Source organism: Teredinibacter haidensis, assembly GCF_014211975.1.
Classification (GTDB): Bacteria; Pseudomonadota; Gammaproteobacteria; order Pseudomonadales; family Cellvibrionaceae; genus Teredinibacter; species Teredinibacter haidensis.
The window spans coordinates 2,787,711-2,813,656 of the sequence record NZ_CP060084.1 but is presented as its reverse complement, the minus strand read 5'-3'; the positions used below and the strand labels follow the sequence as shown (position 1 = coordinate 2,813,656).

Sequence of the window (25,946 nt, the reverse complement as noted above, 5' to 3'; positions counted from 1 at the left end):
GCCCATCCAATAAAGCGTTGTCGAGGAGCACAAACATGAGCCACTTTTTAGACAAGCTAAGATTTTTTAATGTAAAAAAGTCGAGCTTTGCCAATGGGCACGGCGTCACAACCAATGAAGATCGAGGATGGGAAGACGGGTATCGCAAACGTTGGCAGCACGACAAGGTTGTTCGTTCCACGCACGGCGTCAACTGCACGGGGTCCTGCAGTTGGAAGGTGTACGTCAAAGATGGCTTGATTACCTGGGAGACCCAGCAAACCGATTATCCGCGTACTCGGCCAGACTTGCCTAATCACGAGCCGCGTGGGTGTCCTCGTGGCGCGAGTTTCAGTTGGTATGTTTACAGTGCCAATCGTCTGAAATACCCGAAAATCCGTAAGCATTTATTGCAGCTGTGGCGTGAAGCAAGATTGATCCACAGTGATCCTGTCGACGCTTGGGACTCGATTGTGTCTGATCCCGAAAAGGCAAAAAGCTATAAAAGTAAACGTGGCCTGGGTGGGCTGGTGCGTTCCAATTGGGACGAAGTCAATGAAATTATTGCTGCCTCAAACGTACACACCGCAAAAAACTACGGTCCCGATCGTATCACTGGTTTTTCTCCCATTCCCGCTATGAGTATGGTCAGCTACGCAGCGGGTTCTCGCTACCTGTCGCTGATTGGTGGCAATTGCCTCAGCTTTTACGATTGGTACTGCGATCTTCCCCCCGCATCACCACAAGTCTGGGGTGAGCAAACCGATGTGCCGGAGTCCGCCGACTGGTACAACTCGGGTTACATCATTGCCTGGGGTTCCAATGTGCCGCAAACGCGCACGCCCGATGCCCACTTTTTTACGGAAGTGCGCTACAAGGGAACTAAAACGGTCTCGGTAACGCCGGACTATTCCGAAGTGGCCAAGCTCACCGATGAATGGGTCGCCGCAAAGCAGGGGACTGATGCCGCTGTCGCTATGGCCATGGGGCATGTGGTATTGAAAGAATTTCACGTTGAAAAGCCCAGCGCCTATTTCAAAGAGTACGTACAAACCAAAACTGATTTCCCCTATTTGGTAAAGCTGCTGCCATCTGAACAGGGCCTTCAGCAGGGGCCCTTCCTACGGGCCAGCGACCTGAAAAACAACCTCGGGCAGGACAACAATCCCGAGTGGAAAACCATTGCGCTTAACCGGGACGGTACCCTGGTATCGCCGACCGGCGCCATCGGCTATCGCTGGGGTGAAAGTGGCAAGTGGAATATCGAGCAAAGAGATGGCGTTTCCGGGGCCGAGCTGGATTTGCAGACATCCCTTAAAGAGAGCGCAGACGAGGTTGCTGAAGTGGCCTTCCCCTATTTCGGTGGGCAGGAACATGAATTTAATTACTTCGACAAAACCGACCACAGCGATATACAGCTACGGAAAGTACCGGTAAAGAAAGTAAAACTGGCCGACGGCAGCGAAGCGCTGGTGGCCACAGTTTACGATTTAACCCTGGCAAACTACGGTGTGGATAATGGTCTTGATTGCTCAAATACCGCCAAGACCTTTGACGACGACGCACCTTACACGCCGGCCTGGCAAGAAAAAATTACTGGAGTGCCACGCGAGCAAATTATTCGCATCGCGCACGAGTTTGCCGATAACGCCAACAAGACGAATGGCCGTTCGATGATTATTATCGGCGCTGCCATGAATCACTGGTACAACATGGATATGAATTACCGTGGCGTTATTAACCTTTTAATGATGTGTGGCTGTATTGGTCAGAGTGGCGGTGGCTGGGCGCACTATGTTGGGCAGGAAAAACTGCGCCCCCAGTGCGGCTGGTTGCCGTTGGCCTTTGGGTTGGACTGGCAGCGCCCACCGCGCCAGATGAACGGCACCTCCTTTTTCTACAATCACTCCGACCAGTGGCGTTACGAAAAACTGGAAATGAACGAAGTGATTTCACCGTTGGCCGACAAGAGTAAGTGGACTGGTTCTATTATTGATTACAACACCCGTGCTGAACGAATGGGGTGGTTGCCGTCTGCACCGCAGTTGGGAATGAACCCGCTGACGTTATGTAAGAAAGCGGCAGAAATGAACCTGGACCCAAAAGACTACGCGCTTCAGTTGCTAAAGGACGGCGATCTTAAGTTCGCCTGTGAAGACCCGGATAACCCACAGAACTATCCGCGCAATATGTTTATCTGGCGTTCCAACTTATTGGGTTCCTCCGGTAAGGGCCACGAGTATATGTTACGTCATTTACTGGGCACCAAGCACGGTTTAATGGGTAAGGACTTGGGGGAGAGCGGCGATAAAAAACCAGAAGATGTTATTTGGAACGATGAAGCACCGGAAGGAAAAGTGGATCTTCTGGTAACGCTGGACTTCCGCATGTCCACCACCTGTCTGTATTCGGATATCGTACTGCCTACCGCCACCTGGTATGAAAAAGACGATATGAATACCTCGGATATGCACCCGTTTATTCACCCGTTAAGCAAAGCGGTTGATCCGGTTTGGGAATCTAGATCCGATTGGGACATTTTTAAGGGTATTGCAAAGAAATTCTCCGAATTAAGTAACGGTCATCTGGGCGTAGAAAATGATCTGGTGACCGTACCGCTACAGCACGATACTCCAGCCGAACTGGCGCAGCCCAATGGCGTGAAGGCTTGGTGGAAGGGTGAGTGTGAATTAATTCCAGGAAAAACTGCACCGAATATGGTTGTGGTCGAGCGTGATTTCCCCAATACCTACAAGCGCTTTACCTCGCTTGGCCCGTTGTTGGAAAAGCTGGGCAACGGCGGAAAAGGCATTAATTGGAATACTGAAGATGAAGTGGCGTTTCTCGGTAGGCTCAATCGTGTTCACACAGAAGAGGGTGCACACAAGGGACGGCCCAAAATCGAAACAGCGATTGATGCGGCGGAAGTGATTTTAAGCTTGGCACCGGAAACAAATGGCCAAGTGGCGGTAAAAGCCTGGGAAGCCCTATCCAAAGCCACTGGCCGGGACCACACGCACCTTGCCAAGCCGAAAGAAGACGAAAAAATACGCTTCCACGATATTGTTGCGCAACCGCGAAAAATTATCAGTTCGCCTACTTGGTCTGGTTTGGAAGATGAACATGTCAGCTATAACGCAGGTTATACCAACGTTCACGAGTGTATTCCCTGGCGTACTGTAACCGGGCGCCAGCAGTTTTATCAGGATCACGAATGGATGCGCGACTTTGGTGAAACCCAGTGTTTGTACAAACCGCCGGTGAATATGAAAACCGTGCAACCACTACTGGGTAAAAAACCCAACGGAAATGAAGAGCTGGTACTTAACTGGATTACACCACACCAGAAGTGGGGTATTCATTCGACCTATTCCGACAACTTGCTAATGCTTACGCTATCACGCGGGGGCCCTATTGTATGGTTGAGCGAGGTCGATGCTAAAAAAGGCAGCATTGAAGATAACGATTGGATCGAGGTGTTCAATGTTAACGGCGCTATTGCTGCACGGGCGGTTGTTTCACAGCGTGTGCCTGAAGGTATGAGCATGATGTATCACGCGCAGGAACGTATCGTTAATACGCCGGGTGCAGAAACCACCAAAACCCGAGGTGGAATTCACAATTCCGTTACCCGTGCAGTGATGAAGCCAACACATATGATTGGCGGCTACGCACAACAGGCCTACGGTTTTAACTATTACGGCACCGTGGGTTGTAATCGCGATGAATTCGTAATTGTCCGAAAAATGGACAAGGTCGATTGGCTCGACGAAGAGTCTGCACCGGAGGAGCAATAACATGAAAGTACGTGCACAAATCGGCATGGTTCTAAACTTGGATAAATGCATTGGTTGTCATACCTGTTCTATCACGTGTAAAAACGTATGGACCAGTCGTGATGGAATGGAGTACGCCTGGTTTAACAACGTGGAAACAAAACCCGGTATTGGCTTTCCCAAAGAGTGGGAAAATCAGGAAAAATGGAACGGCGGTTGGGTACGAAAAAAAAACGGTAAGCTGGAGCCTAAGCAGGGTGGTAAGTTACGTATTCTGGCGAATATTTTTTCCAATCCTGATCTGCCAGAAATTGATGACTACTACGAGCCGTTCGATTTCGACTACGAACATTTGCATAACGCGCCAGACAGTAAACACCAGCCAGTGGCGCGTCCGCGCTCACTGATAAGTGGCAAGCGTATGGAAAAAATCAACTGGGGACCAAACTGGGAAGAGATTCTCGGCACCGAGTTTGAAAAGCGTAAAGCCGATATCTGTTTTAACGAAGTTGCGCAAAAAGAAATTTATGGTGAATTCGAAAAAACATTCATGATGTACTTGCCTCGCTTGTGCGAGCATTGTTTGAATCCTGCCTGTGTTGCCAGTTGTCCCAGTGGTGCTATCTACAAACGTGAAGAAGATGGCATTGTACTTATTGATCAGGATAAATGTCGCGGTTGGCGCATGTGTGTTTCTGGTTGCCCGTATAAAAAGATTTACTACAACTGGAATACGGGAAAATCGGAAAAATGTATTTTTTGCTACCCGAGAATTGAGGCAGGTCAACCTACGGTATGTTCGGAAACCTGTGTGGGGCGCATTCGTTATTTAGGCGTCTTGCTGTACGACGCGGACAAAATTGAGGCCGCAGCCAGTGCGGAGTCGGATAAAGATCTTTATCAATCGCAGTTGGATTTATTTCTGGATCCCAGTGATCCTGCTGTGCAGGAAGCGGCCCGCAAAGAGGGCATTCCAGAAGCTTGGTTAGAAGCGGCACAACAGTCACCGGTCTATAAAATGGCGATGGACTGGAAAGTGGCGCTGCCGTTACACCCGGAATATCGTACGCTGCCAATGGTGTGGTATATCCCACCACTATCACCGATACAAAACGCGGTTGAGTCTGGGAAGCTTGGTAGCAATGGCGTTATTCCAGATTTAAAATCGTTGCGTATTCCTATTCGCTATCTTGCCAACCTGCTAACGGCAGGTGATGAAGCGCCAGTACTTAGTGCGCTCGAACGCATGCTTGCCATGCGCGCTTATAAACGCTCGCAACAAGTCGATGGAGAAGAAGACTTAGCCGTATTACAACAGGCGGGCATTACGGCGGAGCAGGTGGAAGAAATGTACCGTTATATGGCTATCGCCAATTATGAAGATCGCTTTGTGATTCCAGCTAGTCACAAAGCCTACGCTGAGGACGCCTACAGTATGAAAAGCAGTTGTGGCTTTAGTTTTGGCAACGGTTGCGGAGATGGTGACAACGCTGTGAATATATTCGGCGGGAAAAAACAAACCAATCGCAATATCATTGCCGTATCCAAGGGAGATGACTAATGGATGTTTTATTGGTTATCTCACGCCTGTTGGATTATCCCGATGAATCTTTATGTGAATGCCACCAGGAGATGGGCGGAATTGTCTCTGACTCGCCGCTTAATACGGATACAAAAGAAAAAGTGCAAGCATTTATCTCACATCAGGTGGATCGCAATTTGCTCGACTGGCAATCCGAATACGACGGCTTGTTTGAGCGCGGACGCTCGCTCGGACTGTGGTTGTTCGAGCATGTTCACGGCGAAAGCCGTGATCGTGGCCAGGCCATGGTGGATTTGTTAAACCAGTACAAACAGGCCGGACTGGAAATTGCAAAGCATGAATTGCCCGATTACATTCCGCTGTTCCTGGAGTTTATTTCTACCCAGGGTGAAACCAATGCGAAAAGTTGGTTGCAGGAAGTGGAGCATATCCTTGCACTGCTGCAAGCGAGGCTGGAAAAACGCGGAAGTTCCTACAGTGTATTGTTTGAAGCCTTGCTGGAAGTTGCCGCGAGCGACCTTAATCTGAGCAAGGTGCGTGAAGCCATTGATGCTGAAATTCGTGACGATACCAAGGAGGCGTTGGATAAAGAATGGCAGGAAGAGGAAGTTACTTTTGGTGCGGAATCCATGCAAGAGAATTGCTCGTCTGCCAGTAGAAAGCCCAGTGACTCCCAAATGGCAGACTTGGAAGCACCCGTTCACTGGGTCGATTTTGATCAGACCCAAACGGCCACCACCCAATCTACTTTTCGTGAGGGGAATTCGTGATGAATGATATCAACCACTTACTATTCGGTATTTATCCCTATATTGCGTTCACTGTTTTTCTGGTGGGCTCGCTCATACGTTATGACCGCGAGCCCTATACCTGGAAATCCAGCTCCAGCCAGTTGCTTGAAAAGAAGTGGCTTCGCCGTGGCATTCTTCCGTTTCATGTTGGTGTTATCGCAATTCTCGGTGGCCACTTTGTTGGATTATTAACGCCGCACGAGGTTTGGCATACGCTCGGTGTATCGGCACCGTTTAAACAAAAGGTCGCCATGGGCATGGGCGGAGTGTTTGGTGTTGTTTGTCTTTACGGCATGACCATTTTACTTATACGTCGTTTCACCAACGAACGTATTCGCGCAACCACTGCAAAAATGGATATTGTGATTTTGCTCATGCTCTATGCACAGTTGCTGCTGGGCTTAACGTCGATTTTTGTTTCTGCAGGCCATATGGATGGTGAGGAAATGCTAAAGCTAATGAGCTGGACGCAAAATATTGTCACGCTCAACGGTTCGCTAGCCGCGAGCTATATCGCGCAAGTGCATATCATTTACAAGTTGCATGTATTTCTAGGTATGAGCTTATTTCTGGTGTTTCCTTTCTCGCGACTGGTGCATATTTGGAGTGTGCCGGTGAAGTATGTGAGTCGTAGCTACCAGATTGTGAGGGCACGATAATGCAAGTGAACAATGTTGATTCAGGCAGAATCTCAGCCAATCACGCTACTTATAAAGTCAATAACACCGTTATCTCCGAAGAGGATGTTTACCGGGAAATTCAGTATCACCCGGCAGAGACTCAGGATCAAGCCAGCGTGTTAGCCATTGAATCGTTGATTATTGCCGAACTCTTTCGTCAGCGTGCAAGGGCTCTGGGTTTGCAAACCGATCCACAGGAACATTTTGTTGATCAGCTTATTGAGCAGGAAGTCGACTACCCGCAGGCAAGTGAGGAAGATTGTCGAAACTATTACGACCAAAACCGCAAAAAATTTAACTCTTCACCTTTGCTGGAAGTAAAGCATATTCTTCTAGCCTGTCCAGCGGACGATGCATTGGAGCGATCACAGGCCAATGAAACGGCAAAGGCTATTATTGCGAAGTTAAAGGTTGATCCTGCTTTGTTTGCTGCGCTTGCCAAGGAACATTCTCGCTGCCCGTCAGCGGAGCTAGGGGGACAGTTGGGGCAGATTAGCAGCGGACAAACTGTTCCAGAGTTTGAGCGACAGTTGTTTAACTGCCGTGCTGGATTGGTTGAGTCACCGATAGAAAGTCGTTACGGCGTACATGTTGTGTATATTCATAGGCGAGAAGAAGCGCGGCAGTTGTCGTACGAACATGTGGCTGTAAAAATAAAGGCTTACTTAAATAATAGGGTACACAATAAGGCGCTAGCGCAGTATATTGAAACTTTAATTACCGCTGCGAACATTGAAGGTTTTGAATTTAAGACCGATCGGCAGTTTGTTCACTAACTGACAGAGTGATTGATGAAACCGCGCACACCGGAAGCTATGAAGTTGGTGTTAGAGCATATTCGACAGGCATTTCCCCTGGGGTCGCAAGAGGCAAGTGTTTGTCAGAGTGTCTGTGTGGGGTGCCCTAAGAAATTACTGGGCTATCTGGAAAGCGAAGTGGAAAATTGGCAAAATCAACTTTCCGACGGAGATGTTCCAAATCTTGGGGATATCCATAAATTAGGTAAAACAAGCCGAAAAATATATAAAGTACTGCAGATAAATAATCTTGTAGAGTCAGAATAAATACTCTGATGCAATTGACCGCTAAACCCACAGTTAGTCTGGAGATCAGTTATGGGATCAAACATAATAAAGCCTCAATTGCTTGAGGTTATAAATGAGTTGTCGCTGTCGGATTTGATGTCTCGTCAACTACAGACGGTTTATGAAGGTTGGTCCGTAAAAAGACTGGCGACTTTCTTTATCAAGCACGGTATTGGCGGAGCACCGGTTATTGCTGCTGATGACGAGCTGGTGGGTGTTGTAACCCAAACCGATGTTGTACGTTTTGGCAGTCGGACTTTGGATGAAAAGGAAGTGCAGAAATTGACGCAGTTTTACTGCGGTCCTTACGGTGGTGAATTATCGGAAGATGACATGCGGCATATGCAGGAACGTGCTAGCGAAAACTGTACCGTACATTCTATTATGACACCGGAGGTGGTTGCGCTGGATATCGTGACTCCTTTAGCGGAAGTCTGCACTGCTCTGGCTAAACGTGATATTCACCGTTTGTTTGTCACAGAAAACGGCAAGTTGGTAGGCGTTGTCACTGCGCGCGATATTCTTCAGCGACTGTTGGAGTAGTTTCTGCTACGTATTTAGGGTTTTCCAGGTGGCGATCTATGTGCTATCAAGTGTGTGGTTGCACACGTATATGTCTCTGAGAATAGGCGTCTTCAGCGGATTGCTTATTAAAATACCTTGTGACGCTGGGTGTGGTGGCTTTGCCTTCAAAGGGTATCTTCGTTTCCCATTATTAGTAGCCTTGGCCTATCGGAATTATTGCTACCGCGAGTTCCTTGCGTAATGTCTTTAAGGTATAACGTCAGCCTCAGTGGCGGCGCAGCGTAAAAAGAACACTTTAAATCCGCACTTTATGTAGGTGATTTTTTTGTGTCTGATCCTTTAGAAATTTATGATCAATTCTCTCTCCGCCCATATAACGGGTAATACCATTACATTCTAATAATTAGATATTTTTATTTGGTTTGTCACACTTTATGTGTGTCGCGTGTCTTACTTTTTCCTTTCCCTGAACCGAAAAAGTCTCGAGCTAACCGTTTGTCCGTAACTGTATGGAGTAATCGGTTTTGCATTGCTAGTGTTGTAATGGTTAAAGCGAAACCTTGCTTCTATTGGGCAGGGCGGTTACTTAAAGAGCGTTGCAATGAAAAGACTAGATTTTTTTGAATTAAATAAACCTACAGTTGGTTTTACCCTTGTTGAGCTAATGGTGGTTGTTGCAATTGCAGCCATCCTCTTAACGGTAGCCGTTCCCAGTTTTGTCGAAACCTCGGCGAGGGCTGTAATACGCTCTAGTGTTGTAGATTTGGCTGCGGACCTGAGTTTTGCGCGCAGTGCGGCGGTGACACGTTCAGAATCTGTTTCGGTGTGCCCTAGTAATGAATCAATTACGCCCAGGGCCTGCAATAACGGTGCTTGGAATCAGGGCTGGATGGTGTTTTACGATCTTGATGAGGATGGTGATTTGGATACTGGAGAGGAAGTAGTAAGGGTTGCTTCTGCTTTTGGGGCTAAGGTGGATGTCACGTTAGACAACACTGTAACCTTTGATAGCAAGGGCGCTAAAAAGACGGTATCGGAATTTGTTTTCTGCAGTAGCCGGTCTAGTAACGCGACTTTTACGCGGTCTTTAGTTGTCAATATTGGCGGTTTGGTTAGAGGTTCCCGCGATACAGATAGCAATGGTATTCACAACAGCGGCGAAGGCGGGAGTGATTTGGTATGTCCCTAAATAGAATACAGCAAGTCGCAATTGCCAAAACATACGGCTTTTCTATGATCGAGGTACTGGTCTCCTTTATTGTGTTGGCCGGTGGTTTGCTGGGAATCGCATCGGTTCAGAAAAGAGGTGTTGATAGTAGCCACGCTGCTTATTTGCGTACTCAAGCCGTCTCCATGGCGCAGGATATGGCATCCCGTGTTAGAGCAAATAATCAAGGCTTCAAAGGAGGGAGTTACGACAAACCCACCGCCACCTATTCTTCCAGTTGTCTTACTACTTCCTGCTCGGCTGCGGCGATGGCGGCTCACGATAATTACGAATGGCAACGAGAACTGGCGCAAATGTTACCTACAGGGGAAGGGATGGTTTGTTTGGATTCCTCTCCTGACGATGGCGATAATCAAGCTTCACCTGCCTGCGATGGCAGTGGTACTGAGTTGGTGATAAAAATTTGGTGGGATGCGATACCGAAGGATGGTGTTGTGGATCAACGCTATAGCATCTCTTTTGGGATTTAGAAATATGAGCCGATTGCCTAAAAACAACTTTCAAAAAGGCGCGATGCAGGGACTCACTCTAGTAGAGCTTCTTATCTCAATGGGGATCAGCGCGATTATTCTCGCCGGTAGTGTTGTTGTCTACCTTGATCAACTGCAAAGCTCCCGCCGTCTGTCCGCTTTTGCACAGTTACAGGAATCGGGTCGAGTTGCGCTTGATATTATCGAACAAGATCTGCGTATGTCGGATTATGTCGGATGCATTAGTTCGAACATTGCGAACATCGACGATGAAGATGAATTGAAAATTAACAATACCTTACTTGGAACTTACCCCTCTACTTTTCAACCCGAAGTCGGCATACAGGGCTGGGAAGCATCAAGCACAGCCTACGGAGAGACTATTACGAACGTAATGACTTCGACAGCTCTGGTGCTCTCTGACAACGGAGACTGGACGAGCAGTGGTGGAAATAATTTGGACAAACTCAATGTGGTTCCGAACTCCGATATTATTCGCGTCTGGGGTGGCAGCGACGCGGAAGCGGTCGTGAAAGTATTGACTGTAAGTTCTCCGAACACTATTACTATTGCGTCTGATAGTGGTATTGAGGATAACGATATTCTCCTGCTTAGCGATTGCGATAGTCTCGATATTGTTCAAGCCTGTGATCTTTCGACCTCCAGCGGCGACGATACTCTAACGTTGGGTACCAGTTGTTCTCCTGGTAACGATGCTGCAAAACCATTAGTCACCAGTACCGCTCAACTTTCGTCCGTTACAGCCTTGAAAGGAACCACCTATGTGGTCAGCAAGCATGGTGGCTTGGCCCTAAACCCTCCGTCGTTATTTAGAGCGCAGCTCAATACAACCGGTGCGGTAATCGGTAGTTTGGAAGAAGTTGTTCAGGGTGTGGAGAGTATGCAAATACTCTACGGCGAAAATACGGATAAGGATAATTTAAAAAGTGCTGATGTTTACGTTACGGCAAACAATGTTACCGACTGGATTAATGTTGTCAGTGTTCGCATTAGCTTGCTGTTACAGAGTGTCGACGATAATTTGGCTGATGGTGCATTACCGTATATTTTTAATGGTGTTACCTACGATGGTCAAGGCGCAAACCCTTCGCCAGCCGATGAGCGTTTACGCCGGGTTTTTTCCAGAACAGTCAGTTTACGTAACCGAACTTTAGGAACTTAAAGGCAATGAGACCTACCTCGATATATTCTCAGCGTGGCGTTACGCTTGCCGTTACGTTGATTTTTATGTTCGTTCTTTTCCTTGTTGGCGTATCGGCCGTTAGAGTTTCCTTGGTTGAAGAAAAAATGACGGGTAATTTACGAGATAAACATATTGCTTTCGAAGCCTCTGAAAGTGGGTTGGTTACGGCTGAAGAATGGTTAGACGGATTGCATGACTATCCCGAGCCAACAGATGCTGGCGTCCACCAAGTATGGAAGCTGGGTTTACCGGGAACAGGCGGTTGGTGGAAAGGGAATGCTAAAACCTGGTGGACAGCCAATGGTGTAGCTGCTGCTGGCAATACTCTTCAATACGCCGCGCCACGCTATATTATTGAAGAGCGCAGTTTTTCGCAAAAAGGTGAGAATCTTGTTATGGGTGATGGCCCAGTTAAACAGGGTAAATTTTACTACCAGATTACGTCCAGGGGACACGGGGGAGCGGGGAATACCCGTGTGCATTTACGCTCGACATTTGTCAAACGTTATGATTAAAACGTTAATTTAGTTGCTGTTGTAATAGGTGGTTTGTCCATGAAAATTCAAGAAAAAATATCTGCGTTATCAGGTATGCTATTTGCGATTATGATGTCTAGTGCAACGACCGCAGTCGCGGCAACGCTAGATCTCGCGAATGAGCCTTTATTTCTTGGGATCAGTACGGATCCCAATGTGTTCTTTCAGCTCGACGATTCAGGATCGATGGATTGGGAAATATTGACGGTACCGTATTACCATTTCTGCCAATACGATAAAAATGCGGCGGGTGATTCTGGAAATCATGATTGTCATACTTCAGTGCGCGATGATGGTTTATGGCGGGTATATGGTGGTGGTACTTACCTGTCTTTAAATTATCTGTTTAATGAAGGTGATAACGCCTACCCTTCGGACTGCACTACCAGCTATTATTTTTGGGCTAAAAATATGGAAAGCTGTGGTTTTTCATCTGTCCTCTCGCATGACTGGAGAGGAGCGTCATCGGATTTCAATGTTACCTTTTATAATCCGCGAACAAAATATAATCCCTGGGCCGGAACGGGGTTACCCCACGCAACGTTTTCTGCCGCACGCAGTGATCCCCAGCCAGCGATACCGGCTGTCGCCGCACAGGCTGAAACCGTATCTCTGGTCGCCATTCCTTCCCAGGTTGCGCGCCCGGCCACATCCGGTTACAGCTCTAGCCGGAACCTTGAGAATTTCACCTATTATGTTTGGGTCGACTCTCACGGCTTTGATACTGCCGATGGTTACCCTAAACGCGGAACCAATATCAACCGTACGGTTGGGGCCAACGGTTGGGTCGATTTATGGGACAACTATTACGCGTACACGGTAAAGTCTAGCAGCGTAGAATGGGAGGAGATTGAGTGGAGCGTCGATGCGACCACAGGAGTTCTTACTCCAAGCGTTGTGGATTCGGGCTCATTTTCTGGTGCTGATTCAGATCCGAATATAAGCCCCGCTCTTACGACTGCACAAATTCAGCAAAATATTGCCGACTGGTATTCCTATGCTCGCCGACGCGCATTCGTAGCTAAGGGTGCGGTGGGAGCTGTTATCAGTGGTTCGCCATCTTTCCGCTTTGGCCAAACCGTTATTAATCAATCTTATACTCTGTTTAACGAAGTTCCACCCGCGAGCGTGAGTAAGTACAGTGGTTATAATCAAGCGCTGTTAAATGATTTGTATAGTTACAATTGGCCTTCACATGGTACGCCGTTGAGGAAAGGCCTGGAGACAGCAGGTGAATATATCGCTGGTAATTTGTCGGGTAAAACCGACCCTATTATCGAGAGTTGCCAGCAAAACTTTGCGGTACTGTTTACCGACGGATATTGGAACGGGGGGGCGCCTTCCTCTACAATTTCAGACAGAGATAGTGACGGCAGAAGTATTACTGTCGCGGATGTCGCGAAATATTATTACGATCATGATCTAGTCTCGACGATGCCGAACAATGTGGTTCCGAATATCGCGGACCCAGAAGAGTATCAGCACCTGGTGACTTTCCCTGTAGCTTTCGGCGTGAAGGGTGAATTAGCTGATACCGATACCCCGTCTGATGGCTGGCCAAATCCAGTGCTTAAATCCGATGATACCTGGGGTAAAGACCCTCTGTACCATAACGTTGGGAAAATTGATGACTTATGGCATGCGGCCTTTAACAGTAAGGGGGAGTATGTTGCAGCTCAAACCCCGGATGATGTGCTAAATAGTTTATTGGAAGCTTTGAGTGAAATTTCCAGCCGGGATGCTGCATCGGCATCGGTTGCTACCAGTACAGGGCAGATTTCATCAAGTACTGCCGTTTTTCAGGCGCAGTTTAACAGTGGCGATTGGTCTGGCCGTCTCTATTCTTACCCGCTCAATGCTGATAACACTGTAAACACGACCAGCCCGAACTGGCAGGCGAGCAAGTTATTAGATTTACAAGATTACAATACCGGGCGAACCATTATCACAAGTAACGGTAGTCAGGGCGTTAAATTCCGTTTTCCTGCCGATTACAGATCTCTGGGGGCAAGTGACATTAGTGCTGGTCAGTTAGCGCAGCTAATGGTTGATGCTCCTTATCCTCTTAGCGCAACAGATGGGGCTGAGATCACGGCGAACCAAGTGTACGGGGAACAGCTCGTGGATTATTTGCGAGGGGATCGCAGTAACGAAGGTGTTTCTATTGGACAGTTTCGCCCTCGTGCATCAGTACTGGGTGATATTGTTGATTCTGACCCCCAGTATGTTTCCAAGCCAAGTTATTTCTATCCCGATACGTTGGAGTCTAAGACATATTCCAGTTTTCGTACCGCTTATACGGCTCGTGCGCCCATGGTTTATGTCGGGGCGAACGATGGCATGTTGCATGGATTTTCGGCTGTCAGCGGTCAGGAAAAACTGGCCTATGTCCCTTCATCTGTATATGAAAATTTACACGAATTGGCGGATCCAGCTTATTTTCACCGGTTCTTTGTAAATGCAGCGCCGACGATAGTCGATGCATTTTATTCTGGAGACTGGCACACCGTTTTAGCAGGGGCAATGGGGCACGGGGGGCAGGGTGTGTTTGCATTGGATGTTACTAATCCCGGAGGTTTTAACGAGACGGCTGCAGCGTCAATTTACCTCTGGGAGTTTGATGATACTGATGACGCTGATATGGGATATTCATACAGCGTGCCCTCCATAGCAAAAATGGCCGATGGTACCTGGGTGGCAGTATTTGGCAATGGTTATAACAATACGGTAGCGGACGGACACGCGAGCAGTACTGGAAATTCAGTACTCTATATTGTCGATATTAGTAATGGCTCTATCTTGAGGAAAATTGATACTGGCATTGGCGGGGGATCAATACCTAATGGTCTGTCTTCTCCTGCATTGGTGGATGTCGATAATGATTATATTGTGGACTTTATCTATGCGGGAGATTTGTATGGGAATATGTGGAAATTCGATGTGACTAGTACGAACCCCGTCGATTGGGATACTGCCTGGGGCAGCGGAAGCACGAAAAAGCCACTATATAAAACTGCGAGTAATCAACCTATTACGACACGTCCTGCTGTAGGCCTGCACCCGACGCAAGGTGGGCAAATGGTCTATTTTGGTACAGGTAAATATATTGAGGTGACGGATAACAATTCAATTGGTGAACCTACGCAGGGTTTTTACGGTATCTGGGATAGAAATGAAACATCGGCGAGTGGTTTACCTGTTGTCGTGGGTGATCTGTTAAACCAGGAGATTGAGCACGAATTTGCAACAACGCTAGGTGGTACTGACTACAACCTGCGTATAACCACGAATAATGTTATCGATTGGGCCAGTCACGAAGGCTGGTATATGGATCTTGTAAATTATAATGTTTCGCCTGTCGATAACGCGGGTGAAAGACAGGTGTCCAATGCTATTTTACGTAATGGACGTATCATTTTCCCAACGGTCTTGCCCAGCTCAGCGCCATGCACGCCAGGAGGCACTAGCTGGTTGATGGAGCTGGATGCTGCGGATGGCAGTCGTTTGGACGAAACTCCTTTTGACCTTGATGGTGATGGAGTTTTCACTAAGAAAGATTACGATTACCTTGATAGTAGCGGGTCATCCCTTTCTGGCATTCCCAAAGTGCCAACGTCGGGTCTGCAATCGCCAGATGGTGTGATTAAAACGCCGGGTATCTTGCGGTATAGAAATGCGGAGTTAAAAATACTAAGTGGATCAACTGGCGCGATAAAAGAAATAAATGAAGACTCGGGTGATAAAAACATTGGCCGTCAATCGTGGCGAGAATTGGAGTAATTATAATGAAGCTATTTATTCTTCTGGTTTTCAGCTTAATGCCTTTGGGCGCTTTCGCTCAAAATGAATATTTTGGAACTATTAACGCTATTCGGCAGGAAGGTGAAACCATTGTTATTGATGGTGCATCCTATCGGTTAACTGGTAGCGCTATAGTTATGATTAAAGATCGGTCTGTTAGCCTTGATTATTTGCGGGCCGAGCAAAATATTCGCTATGTGCTGGATCATGAAACTACCGGGAAACGTATGATAAAGCGCATTGAGTTGATGGTTTCCGAAAAAGATGCGGAAGCTTTGCTAAGCCACTAATGAGGTAAAAATGAAAACTAATCGAGGTTTTAGCCTTATTGAGTTGCTTATTGTCTTGGCGATTGTCGGCATTATTACCGCAATAGCGGTGCCCAACTATCGCGGCAGTGTTATGAGAAGTAATCGCGCTGAGGGAATAGAAACGCTTTTGGTTGTCGCTCAAAATCAGGAAGTGTTGTATTCGCAAACGAACGAATACTCAACTAACGCAAAGCCATTTTCGCCGACTGCGGTTACAGTCAATAGTGAACATGGCTATTACGTGGTATCCGTCGCTAAGGGTGCCTGTGGTACGACTGCTTGCTTCGTGGCAACGGCTACTGCAAAGGGAACACAAGCGGAAGACAAAGATTGCACAACCCTGAGTATTGACAACCTGGGTAGCAAGACTTCTTCGCCAAAATCCGATTGTTGGCGGCGCTAGAGTGATACGGGTTTGCCGAGCTTGGCTAGGCAGGCATTTTTAAAACGTTTATCGCTGGTGATATCTCTCATACAGAAGGGGGGGGGCGAAAAGTTCGCCGCTGCTTCTTCGTTCTCGAACTCCACCTCCATAACCATCAGATCGGCTAAATCGCCACTGTAGACATCAATTTCACACTCGTGCGTCATGTATTCGAAATGGAAGCGTTGTTTCTCCACTCGTTTGCCTTCGGTATATGGCCAGAGCATACTAAATACCTGAATACTAATTTCTTCTTCGTTTTCTTCGCGCACAAGGCCGTTACCGGTTTTTTGTGTAAGAAAGTACTGCTCCCCTTTTTTTCGTAGCCGAATTTCTTGGTTTTCTTCCAGAAAAAGATACCCCTGTATCAGGTTTTGAGATTTTTCGGCGCATAGCTTTTCGAGCGGGAGCTCTTCAATTAAAAATTTTCGCTCTATTTCCAATCCCATTATTTGGCTCTCCGGATAAGGGGGATCATTTCCTTCCATAAATCAAAATAGGCTTTGTTTGCAGGGCGTTTGCCTGCGTAAATATCCACCGGGGATCGGTGCTCACCCATATTTTCAATATCAGTTGAAAACGGAATATGGGTGCTTAGGAAGTTCTTATAGTCGCCTTGCATTTTTGTCATGGTTTTTTTATGTAAGCTCTTTTGATATTGAACCATGGAGAAAAAGGGGACCAGCTTTTTGCGTAGATAGTCGTTCTGTTTAAAAAAACTATTTAGTTGCTCGAAGGTGCGTTCGGATAAGGTAGTGGGAATAACCGGCACGAAAATCAAATTTGACGCATTAAACACAGATTCCGCCAGGTAGCCTATGGTTGGAGGACAATCGAGAATGATTAGTTTGTATTCTTTGCTCAACCCTTTCAGTATTTTTCTTAAACGATCTGTACGTTTGGTTAGGCTCCCCAGCGTTGAATCAAAATTTCGGAAGCTTAAATGAGCAGGAATAACATCGAGGTTTTCGTAATCGCTGGCTTTAATATGTTGAACAAGCGCTTTGTAAGCTTCGAAAAATCGCTTACCCCAGCTCTTCTTCGTAGGCTTTACTCGAAAATAGAAAGAAGAAGCCCCTTGTGGATCCATATCGATTAGTAGCGTTTTTAAGCCGGATTTTGCGGCCCAATAGGCAATATTTACCGCTGTGGCCGTTTTTCCGACACCACCTTTCATGCTATAGCAGGATATAACGCGCATTAATCTTTACTCTCCTAGAGCGAATAACTCTTCGAATTGTGTGGCGATAGAGTTATGGTTAAATTCCACAAACGCGGCGCAAACCTTGGCGCGCTCCTGTAACTGCTTTTGATGTAGAACGGCTATTAACCCGTTGATAGCCGCAATAGCGTCGGTATTCTTTTCATGCGTTAGATCCTCAGCTAAAAATGCCTTTTGGACGGAGTAATCATTAAAGTCACCGAGAATCGTTTGCAAGATTTTTAGGGTTTTTGTGAGTTTCCCGATGGTTTTTACAGGGAAGAGTTCAGTAAAAAATTCCATCAGGTAGCGGAGTTTTTTGCATTCAATTCTGAGCTGGTGAACTTCCGGGTCTGGTGTTGACTCTGTTATTGCACCGCCGAGTAGTCTCACCTTGTGATAGGTTTTCAATATGCGTTTTTTGGCAATAGACAAGATCATCTGGCTTGCAGCAGGGGTTTCTTCGACGGCTTGCGAGCTGAGTTCGGTGTGGACTGAGGCGCAGATTCGTTCATATTCCCCGGTTCGAAAAAAACGAACAACGGATCTAAGTGCCGACTGGCGTTCTTTGGCTATATGCGTAAAGAGGTTATTAAGGCCCGTATGAAAGTTCTCTGGTAGCAGACTTCGATAATAGTTTTCGTTTAGCAGGAAAACATCCAGGTCTCGCAAATTATTGGTGGGACTGGCCAGTTGGGCGAGCTGGGTTTTTAATAAGCGGTGGGACTCTGCCGGCAAACATTTTTTCATCAGGTTTATCAGGGAGCGAGCCTTGCGCAAGGATACGCGGTACTGGTGTAAAAACTCAGTATCAATATCCTCCAGCACGCCTTGTTCATGTGTCCTTGCGCGGGTAAACATGGTGTGGCTCATTTCCCGTACTGCCTGCTCACTTGGCATTGTTGGGGAAATGCCAAATTGACCGCTGACCACTGGCTTGGGTTTTACTCCCTGTGCTTTTAGGAGTGAGATTAAGCTTGACGTTTCTGTTAGTGCGTATTCTGCGTTCTGGAGGAGTAGGCTTGCACGCTGAAAGGCCTTGTCGTAACCGCGCATAGGCTGTAGAGAGATGACGCCGTGGCTCGGTGTATCAGAATCGGGCGTGTAAAGCAGAGTAAGCTTTGCACGCAGTACCGTTTTGTGGTCTCTATTCAGTAGAGACAGTTGTTGTTCGGCAATTTTCAAACTCGCGATAGGTGTGAGTGCACGCAGCTTAATGTTTTTTTGTAACTCCGATTGCATTTCTCCGTCAGGAAACTCCCAGTAAAAGCGTGGAGCTTTTCCCTTTATAACTTCTTCAATGCTTATATCAGGTAAGGCCAGGTTGTAGCTATGAGCGCTGGTTTTGTAGAGTAATGCGCCGGAGTGCCATAGATGCCAATCGTAATCGTCCAAAAATCGTAGTTCTCTGGACTCGCAGGCAAAGAAAGTCGCGGTGTAGATGCTGGAAAAAAGGACTTCGAGTGCAGATATCTGATCTGCGCTGCCGAGTTTATAGTGGACCGCAGTTAGGTTAGTCATCCCTTCTCTCTATTTAGATTTATCTGATTTGCTAGATAGAGGTTGACTAGCTCTTCCAAAATCGCCTGTACGCTGGAATCTTCTTCTATTGCACGGATCTTCAGAGCTTTGAGTGTTTTACTATCGAGCCGTAAAGAGGTGTTCTTCTTGCCTGGTTTTGTTTCTTTACTCATTTTATGACGTCATTACGTAAATATGTAAAATCATGATAGTGGCGTTGACCAGGGTAGTCAATGGGTAGATGGTGGGCCTTTTACTTAAATGGCTATACGATTACACTGCGCGACTGGGTGTGTATTGCAAAAGCATATGGCAGTAATGTTGTGGAATAGTTAGCTGGATAAATAGAGAGAACGGTGATGAAGAAAGTCGAGGTCGCACTTAAAGTTAAGGCAAATTTGGGTGAGTGCCCACGTTGGGATGAGCGTAATAATTTTCTCTATTGGGTGGATATTAACGCTTGCGAGCTTCACCGCTTTAATCCGCAAAGTGGTGAAGACAGCCATATAACTTTCGGTGAAGAAATAGGTTGTTTTAGTTTGCGTGAGGGAGATACAGGCTTTGTGGTTGGTATGCGTTCGGGGTTCCACTTCCTGGATGGGTGGTCACCGGAGTTGAGGCCTATTATTGACCCTGAAGCGACTCTGGAGCACAACCGTTTTAACGATGGTCGTTGTGATGCAGCCGGGCGTTTTATTGCCGGGTCCGTGTATCCGCCGAAAGATCGAGACGGTGCGAATCTGTGGTCTTTGGACACGGATTTAAAAGTGGAGCTGTTGGCGGAGGGATTGTTGACCTCTAATGGTGCAGCCTTTAGTCCAGACAATAAAACCTTTTACCATTCTGATACTCCCAAACATGTAATTTATCGTTATGACTACAATGTTCATTCCGGTGAAATTAGCAACGGCGGTGTTTTTCATCAATTTGAGTTTGGTAACGGCCGCCCCGATGGTGCTGCGGTGGATGCAGAGGGCTACTACTGGACGGCATTATATGAGGGGGGGCGTATTGCGCGACTGAACCCGCAGGGTGAAATAGTTGAAGAAATTGCAGTGCCAGCAAAATGCCCAACCATGGTTGCCTTTGGTGATGAAGATTTGAAAACCCTATACATCACCAGTGTTGGGAATCGACTGAAAGAAGAGCTGGAAGAGTATCCCGATTCCGGTTCGATTTTTAAAGTGCGGGTGGATGTGCCAGGTTTGGTTGAGCACCGCTTCGGGCTTTAATGCTGGTTTGCTATACGCGGTTACTCAACCATACAAATCCATAAGGCTGTAAGACTAAGTCTTCATGAAGGTTAGTGAATTCTTTTTCGCTGACCAAATCTACCCATTTATCCAGGCTAATTAAGTTGATCGATGAAAGAGGAATGGAAATCTCCTTATCGGTGATGTTGTGGATACAGAAAATACTTTGGTCTCGCCGTGGACTCTGTCGCCAGAAACCAAATAATTGATCTCCAAGGTGTAGGGTGAATTGCGTGGCATTGGGGTGGAAAGCCGGTTGTTTAATCCGTATCGCAATCAGGTTTTTCATTCGCTCAAAAACCCTGGCGTGGTGACTGTAGCCATCGTCCAGCTTCTGTGAGATATCGTCATACGCCCATTTATAGCGATTAATCGTTCGGTTACTGTTTGTTAGCTCTACACCGTCACTATAATTGTTGGTGGCGAGCAGGCTGTGAATATAAATTGCTGGAACCCCTTCAAGGGATAGCATAATTGCATGCGCGCATATAAACCGTTCAACCTGCCACTTATCGGGGCCTTTCACTGTTCCTTCTAGAGCGTCAAATAGCGTGACATTGATTTCGTAGGGTTTACTGCGCCCCCCCTCGGTTGCTCGCCAGGAAACGCGGGCACCGAACCCTTGCATGGTGTTAACCATTTCATCAATCTCAGTTTCGCTGAGTAATCCTTCCACCGGGCGCAAGCCGACGCCATCGTGGGAGGCAATAAAATTAAGGTAAAAAGTACCCATTTGCGCAGGAGGCATACTCATCAGCCACTTTTTAAGATGCGTACTGTCACCTGTAATAAGGGCGTGTATCAGTAGTGGAGGCAAAGAAAAATTGTAAACCGCATGGGCTTCGTTAGCGTTACCGAAGTAGGAAAGGTTCTCGTGGTTGGGGATATTGGTTTCGGTAATAATAATGGCGTCGGGCGAATGATGCTCAATAAGCGTCCTAAACAGACGAACAAATTCGTGTGTTTTGGGATGGTTGATACTGGCAGTTCCAAGCTCTTTCCATAAAAATGCTACGGCGTCCAAGCGGAAAGTGCGCACCCCGCGATCCAGGTACAATTTAATAATTGTTACCATCTCACAAAGTACTTCCGGGTTGGAAAAATTCAAATCTACTTGGTCGTGACTAAATGTACACCAGACACTGCGCTTACCGTCCAGTGTTTCAACTTCGCGTAGTAGTGGTGATGTCCGCGGACGAACTACTTGGCTTAAATCGGTGTTGGGATCGATGTCGATAAAATAATCTTTACCGGGATCTTTGCGCTGCTTGAAGTTATCGAACCACCGGCTTCGGCTTGAGCAGTGGTTTACCACTAGGTCTGACATCAAATTATATTCAGATCCGATTTTTTCGATATAAGACCAGTCGCCAAGGGAATCGTTTACCTGTGTGTAATCGATGACAGAAAAACCGTCGTCTGAGCTGTAGGGGAAAAACGGCAAAATATGTATACCGTTAATAACTCCCTTCAAGCGTTCACCCATAAACGTGTATAGGGTTTCCAGTGGTTCTTGGTTTTCTGAATAGATTGAATCGCCGTAGGTGATCATCAAAACATCGGACTGGTTCCATGAATTTTCGTGAATGCCTGGCTTTAGGCAAGAATTGTTAATGCCCATAAGTTGCATCAGTCGGGTTGCCAGTGAATCAACGTCGATATCCTCATAAATAAAAGCAAGGTGCGACTCCACCAAAAAACGTAGATCTTTATGTGTTGATGAATTCATACTTCAATAGCTCTTATTAACGGTGTGTTACTTTCCAAATTCGGCCATATCATCCGTGACTGCCTGCTGCAGTTCACCCAGTACATTGGGTATGGCACTGATAACCCTGTTCCAGCAAGGCATAAAAGGTTTTTCCATTGGATTATCAAGAAAGTTCTGCCCGGCGGTAAGAATATTTTTTGCGAACATTTCTACGGCTTTTTCTTCCGAGTGTATATCCAGCTTCAAGCCATTCATTCGCGCATCATTGTCGTAGGTTTCGATAAAATCCAGCGCAATACGAAAGTAGGTGGCCTTAATAGAGCGGAACGTCTCCGAGTTAAAGACTACACCATTCGTGGCCAATTTTCGGAACAGGGCTTTGGATATATCGATGGACATCTTGGATAGGCCGCGTGCGGCATCTTCCGCAGACAATTCCTGATGTTTGTGATCGTAATTATCGGCAATATCTGCCTGGCACAAACGGTTGTTGGCAAAGTTTCGGTGTACTTCCGAGAGTACGCCAATTTCTAGCCCCCAATCGCTGGGAATACGTATATCGCTGATTACATCGGAACGGAAGGAAAACTCTCCAGCTAGTGGATAGCGGAAAGAATCAATATATTCGAGATAGTCGTGGTGGCCGAGGGTTTTTTTCAGTGCGCGAATTAATGGGGTTACTAGAAGACGGCTAACGCGCCCATGAATTTTCCCGGAGGCGACACGGGCATAATAGCCTTTACAAAATTCATAGTTAAATACCGGGTTCGCTACCGGGTAAATCAGCCGTGCGAGCATACTGCGGTCATAGGTCACAATATCACAATCGTGAAGGGCGATGGATTCAGCACGGCCGCCGGAGAGTACGTATCCAAGGCAAAACCAGACGTTTCGTCCTTTGCCGGCTTCCAGCGGTGATAGTCCTTCTTCTTGCAGCTTTTTATCGACAGCGCGCAGGCGTGGGCCGTCGTTCCAGAGAACTTTATAGTTCTGCTTTAGCGGTTTGAAAAACTCCAGTGCATGCCGGTATTCCTCTTCAGTGGCTTTATCAAGACCAATAACGATTTCATCCAGGTAATCGACGCGGCTTAACTCGTTAACAATATTGGGAAGTGCTTCTCCTTCCAGCTCGGAAAACAAGGAGGGGAGTACTAGGCTCATCGGGCGGGTTTTGGAAAATTTTCGCAGCTCTTCCTCCATGGCCTCAAGTGGACGCTGATTGAGGTTGTGCAGTGTGGTGATGATGCCGTTTTGATAAAAGTCAGCCATTGGATTTTCCTTGGTTGATCGTTATTGAATAATTTGAGCGATGGCTTCGTGCCATCCAACAGGGCCAAAGCCCTTGGTCTTGATAAGTCTTCCGGAGGTGTTTGTTTCTGGGTAATCGTGTGTTGGTGAGTTAACAAGCACGGCATAGTCGGCGATATTGAGCATATCAATATCGTTGGGGCTGTCGCCCAAGGCTATTAATTTGGCAGGTACACCATTAATTCGTTGGAGATGGTGACTACACCAGGAGATCGCCTGACCTTTATCTGTTTTGCCCAAAATATGGACGAAACGGCCCCCCTTAATCACGCGCAGGTTCAGCAATTCCACATGCATTATAAATTGTTGGTAGTTACTTTCGGAGTCTAGCCAAACCAGCGGTTCTGAAAATTTTCGCCTCAGTGCTTGCTCGGCGCTGCTAGAGTTCAAACCGGTTAGCTCTATTACGCGTTCTATCGACATATCGGCAAAGCCCTCAAAGCCCCAGCTGAACTTTTCTCTTAGCTCGCGTAGTTTTTCGACTATTGACTGCCGTTCTCGACCCAGCGTCACCAGCCAATAGTCACCGCTATCTTGTGCTGTTTCGGGGGCATCCGGGTACAGTGATTTCGGGAAAAATATGGCGGAGCCGTTTTCGACAATGAACGGGGCAATTAAATCCATATCCTTTTGCAGTGCGATAACTTCTTCGCTGGTTTTACTGGTATTGATGATTACAGGAATACCCCGAGCTTTTAGTCGTTCCAAGGAAGGAATAGCGGAGTCCCACTGATAGGTGTAATGGTCTAACAATGTGCCATCGAGGTCGGTCGAAATAATATAATCACTCATCGAGACTCCCCCATAATCAAGTCGCAGATATTGTGGTCGCTATCGAGAGGGAGTGTCCAGTCCGCCTGATCGGGCAGTGTGTTCAGGGCGTGTTCGGTAAGGCGTTGATAGTGAGCGATAAAGCGTTCGACCTCTTCAGGGCTGAGTATATGGCTGTTTGCCCTCTGTTCTGTGGGAAGGTGCCGCCACCGCTGTTTAAGCTTTTCCTCTTGTAGCAAACGCCACTGATATACACAGTTGAAAGAGGGGGCTTTGAGTACCGCGAGGCAATCAAGTAATTTAAAAAGAGTTGGGTATGTGTTGGCAAGCTGTTGGTTTACATAGTTTCTCCAAACAGCGTTAGTATCTTCATTCTCTTCCAGTGCATTAATAGGGTTTTCCAGATATCTATCATCCTGAGCTTTCAGCCCAATGCACCAGCCCTCCAATATAATAATATCGACAGGCCTTTTTATCTTGGTCCAGTCGGCCTCTTTGGCCCTATCGTCTATAGCTTTATCAAAGCGTACCAGTTGTAGTTCAGCCCCCGGTTTAAATGTTTTTAGTGTATTAATGGTCTTGATCGCCAAATTTATATCGTGCGTACCTGGAACTCCACGGGTGCTTAGTAAGGGGTGCACCTTTTTGGCGAGCTTTTCACGTTCGTTTCGTGTGAGGTAAAAATCATCGATAGAGAGCACCGCACATGCCAAACCATGTTCGTGTTCGAAAATAAGTCGTAGGAAGTCAGCCAAAGTGCTTTTGCCACTACCTTGCGTGCCCTGAATGCCGAGAACCAAGGTGGCTCCCTTATGTTTTTGCCTACTGGTAATATACTGTGCCAACGGGAAATACCATTGGTTTACGGTATGGGAGAATTCATGAGGTAAGCCATGTTGCGCAATGGCATCGCTAATATAAGTTTGCACTCTATTGAAGCCCTATTTTTTATATTGCCCTGAAATGGTTCTAACCGATTCACTTTTCTGGTGCGTTAGTGCAGGCTGTGCCACAAGCAGACCCTGCATGGTAACTGTAGCAGCAATTTACGCACCAATATTGGGGGTATGGTCGGAAGATTTTGGAGGGGGTCTTAGTGCTTTCTCTGATCTGGCGATATTCGGTTAGCAGAGAGCTGTTCAGCAGCTTTTTTGCGGGCTGAGTGCAAGCGTTGAGCAGGGTATATGGTATATAGAGTGGACGCTGAAAATCTGTTGGGCAGGCAAAAATCATTCGAGCTGGCGCGCGATTAAGTAATGGAAGCCTGGGGTCTAGATATGTCTTCTTCTAAGAAGAGGGCAATACGACAGGCAGTGGGTTGCTTAACCCAGCAATACCTTGACGAGTTTGCTCACGTCGCCCATGTCTGCACGTCCCTGCATTTTGGGTTTCACAATGGCCATTACCTTTCCCATATCGCGCATGGATTCCGCGCCGGTTTCGGTAATAGCAGCTTTGAGCATATCTGTTATTTCCACTTCGCTGAGAGCGGAGGGGAGGAATTCCTGTATAACGCCGATCTCGAAACTTTCGATATCCGCCAGTTCCTGGCGAGCTGCTTCGAGGTATTGGCTGACCGAGTCGCGGCGCTGTTTGACCTGCTTGTCGAGTACAGCTAATACACGAGCGTCATCAAGTTCGATGCGTTCATCGACCTCGATTCGCTTGAATTCGGACATAAGAATACGCAGAACGCCAAGGCGTGCTTTATCCTTGGCGCGCATGGCATCTTTTACAGCTTGCGATATTCGAGCTTTTGTTTCACTGGCCACGGTTCAAGTTCCGATTATATTTCCAGTTGAATAGCAAATCAGCGTTGAGTCGCTCA

At 47.0% G+C, this 25,946-nt stretch carries 24 protein-coding genes; 15 read left to right on the top strand and 9 right to left on the bottom strand.

The window, feature by feature from the left end; translation table 11 throughout:
- Positions 1 to 35 precede the first annotated feature (35 nt).
- From H5715_RS11110 to H5715_RS11045, 14 genes are all read left to right on the top strand, one after another.
- Entirely contained in the window at positions 36 to 3,776 is a 3,741-nt protein-coding gene (locus H5715_RS11110; protein ID WP_075187619.1) for a nitrate reductase subunit alpha, read from the top strand.
- 1 nt (position 3,777) lies between these two features.
- Positions 3,778 to 5,316 (top strand): nitrate reductase subunit beta, encoded by a 1,539-nt coding sequence (gene narH / locus H5715_RS11105; protein WP_075187618.1) that lies wholly within the window; start codon positions 3,778 to 3,780, stop codon positions 5,314 to 5,316.
- The gene (narJ, locus tag H5715_RS11100) at positions 5,316 to 6,068 is read left to right on the top strand and encodes a nitrate reductase molybdenum cofactor assembly chaperone (protein ID WP_075187617.1); all 753 of its coding nucleotides are present in this window, start codon (positions 5,316 to 5,318) and stop codon (positions 6,066 to 6,068) included. The genes narH and narJ overlap by 1 nt, the downstream gene beginning before the upstream one ends.
- Positions 6,068 to 6,748, top strand: a complete 681-nt coding sequence (gene narI, locus H5715_RS11095; protein ID WP_075187616.1) for a respiratory nitrate reductase subunit gamma — start codon at positions 6,068 to 6,070, stop codon at positions 6,746 to 6,748. The genes narJ and narI overlap by 1 nt, the downstream gene beginning before the upstream one ends.
- On the top strand, positions 6,748 to 7,545 hold the full coding sequence (locus H5715_RS11090; RefSeq protein ID WP_075187615.1) for a peptidylprolyl isomerase: 798 nt from the start codon (positions 6,748 to 6,750) through the stop codon (positions 7,543 to 7,545). Before narI ends, H5715_RS11090 begins: the two co-directional genes overlap by 1 nt.
- Before the next feature lie 15 nt (positions 7,546 to 7,560).
- Positions 7,561 to 7,833 (top strand): hypothetical protein, encoded by a 273-nt coding sequence (locus H5715_RS11085; protein WP_075187614.1) that lies wholly within the window; start codon positions 7,561 to 7,563, stop codon positions 7,831 to 7,833.
- Positions 7,834 to 7,884: 51 nt separating this feature from the next.
- Entirely contained in the window at positions 7,885 to 8,397 is a 513-nt protein-coding gene (locus tag H5715_RS11080) for a CBS domain-containing protein (protein WP_075187613.1), read from the top strand.
- A 583-nt stretch (positions 8,398 to 8,980) separates the two neighbouring features.
- Positions 8,981 to 9,568, top strand: a complete 588-nt coding sequence (locus tag H5715_RS11075; RefSeq protein ID WP_075187612.1) for a GspH/FimT family pseudopilin — start codon at positions 8,981 to 8,983, stop codon at positions 9,566 to 9,568.
- On the top strand, positions 9,559 to 10,077 hold the full coding sequence (gene pilV / locus H5715_RS11070) for a type IV pilus modification protein PilV (RefSeq protein WP_075187611.1): 519 nt from the start codon (positions 9,559 to 9,561) through the stop codon (positions 10,075 to 10,077). The genes H5715_RS11075 and pilV overlap by 10 nt, the downstream gene beginning before the upstream one ends.
- 4 nt (positions 10,078 to 10,081) lie before the next feature.
- Positions 10,082 to 11,260, top strand: coding sequence for a PilW family protein (locus tag H5715_RS11065; protein ID WP_075187610.1), 1,179 nt, complete (start codon positions 10,082 to 10,084; stop codon positions 11,258 to 11,260).
- 5 nt (positions 11,261 to 11,265) lie between these two features.
- Entirely contained in the window at positions 11,266 to 11,796 is a 531-nt protein-coding gene (locus H5715_RS11060; protein WP_075187609.1) for a pilus assembly PilX family protein, read from the top strand.
- Positions 11,797 to 11,835: 39 nt separating this feature from the next.
- Complete coding sequence (locus tag H5715_RS11055) at positions 11,836 to 15,597, top strand: pilus assembly protein (protein ID WP_075187608.1); 3,762 nt, start codon at positions 11,836 to 11,838, stop codon at positions 15,595 to 15,597.
- A 5-nt stretch (positions 15,598 to 15,602) separates the two neighbouring features.
- On the top strand, positions 15,603 to 15,908 hold the full coding sequence (locus H5715_RS11050) for a hypothetical protein (RefSeq protein ID WP_075187607.1): 306 nt from the start codon (positions 15,603 to 15,605) through the stop codon (positions 15,906 to 15,908).
- Between the two features lie 10 nt (positions 15,909 to 15,918).
- Entirely contained in the window at positions 15,919 to 16,332 is a 414-nt protein-coding gene (locus tag H5715_RS11045) for a type IV pilin protein (RefSeq protein WP_075187606.1), read from the top strand.
- On the opposite strand, the gene H5715_RS11040 is transcribed toward H5715_RS11045, so the two are convergent.
- Genes H5715_RS11040 through H5715_RS11025 form a run of 4 tightly spaced genes read right to left on the bottom strand, consistent with a single transcriptional unit; the run spans position 16,329 to position 19,248 of the window.
- Positions 16,329 to 16,802, bottom strand: a complete 474-nt coding sequence (locus H5715_RS11040) for a CYTH domain-containing protein (RefSeq protein ID WP_075187605.1) — start codon at positions 16,800 to 16,802, stop codon at positions 16,329 to 16,331. The two genes, H5715_RS11045 and H5715_RS11040, sit on opposite strands and share 4 nt — an antisense overlap.
- On the bottom strand, positions 16,802 to 17,554 hold the full coding sequence (locus H5715_RS11035) for a ParA family protein (protein ID WP_075187604.1): 753 nt from the start codon (positions 17,552 to 17,554) through the stop codon (positions 16,802 to 16,804). Before H5715_RS11035 ends, H5715_RS11040 begins: the two co-directional genes overlap by 1 nt.
- A gap of 6 nt (positions 17,555 to 17,560) precedes the next feature.
- Positions 17,561 to 19,075, bottom strand: coding sequence for a CHAD domain-containing protein (locus H5715_RS11030; protein ID WP_075187603.1), 1,515 nt, complete (start codon positions 19,073 to 19,075; stop codon positions 17,561 to 17,563).
- Positions 19,072 to 19,248 carry a ribbon-helix-helix protein, CopG family gene (locus tag H5715_RS11025; protein ID WP_139309916.1) on the bottom strand — a complete coding sequence of 59 codons (177 nt, stop codon included), beginning with the start codon at positions 19,246 to 19,248 and terminating at the stop codon, positions 19,072 to 19,074. The genes H5715_RS11030 and H5715_RS11025 overlap by 4 nt, the downstream gene beginning before the upstream one ends.
- Before the next feature lie 186 nt (positions 19,249 to 19,434).
- Here H5715_RS11025 and H5715_RS11020 point away from each other — a divergent pair, with 186 nt between their 5' ends.
- Positions 19,435 to 20,307: an SMP-30/gluconolactonase/LRE family protein gene (locus tag H5715_RS11020; RefSeq protein ID WP_075187602.1), complete on the top strand. Its 873-nt coding sequence runs from the start codon at positions 19,435 to 19,437 to the stop codon at positions 20,305 to 20,307.
- Between the two features lie 10 nt (positions 20,308 to 20,317).
- Here the strand turns inward: H5715_RS11020 and H5715_RS11015 are convergent, their stop codons facing one another.
- The 5 genes from H5715_RS11015 to H5715_RS10995 all read right to left on the bottom strand — a co-directional run bounded on the left by H5715_RS11015 (position 20,318) and on the right by H5715_RS10995 (position 25,890).
- Positions 20,318 to 22,057, bottom strand: coding sequence for an alpha-amylase family glycosyl hydrolase (locus H5715_RS11015; RefSeq protein ID WP_075187601.1), 1,740 nt, complete (start codon positions 22,055 to 22,057; stop codon positions 20,318 to 20,320).
- Positions 22,058 to 22,084: 27 nt separating this feature from the next.
- Positions 22,085 to 23,308: a glycosyltransferase family protein gene (locus H5715_RS11010; RefSeq protein WP_075187600.1), complete on the bottom strand. Its 1,224-nt coding sequence runs from the start codon at positions 23,306 to 23,308 to the stop codon at positions 22,085 to 22,087.
- Between the two features lie 21 nt (positions 23,309 to 23,329).
- Positions 23,330 to 24,139, bottom strand: a complete 810-nt coding sequence (locus tag H5715_RS11005) for an HAD-IIB family hydrolase (RefSeq protein ID WP_075187599.1) — start codon at positions 24,137 to 24,139, stop codon at positions 23,330 to 23,332.
- Positions 24,136 to 25,047: a phosphoribulokinase gene (locus H5715_RS11000; RefSeq protein ID WP_075187598.1), complete on the bottom strand. Its 912-nt coding sequence runs from the start codon at positions 25,045 to 25,047 to the stop codon at positions 24,136 to 24,138. The genes H5715_RS11005 and H5715_RS11000 overlap by 4 nt, the downstream gene beginning before the upstream one ends.
- Before the next feature lie 393 nt (positions 25,048 to 25,440).
- Positions 25,441 to 25,890: a GatB/YqeY domain-containing protein gene (locus H5715_RS10995; protein ID WP_075187597.1), complete on the bottom strand. Its 450-nt coding sequence runs from the start codon at positions 25,888 to 25,890 to the stop codon at positions 25,441 to 25,443.
- Positions 25,891 to 25,946 lie beyond the last annotated feature (56 nt).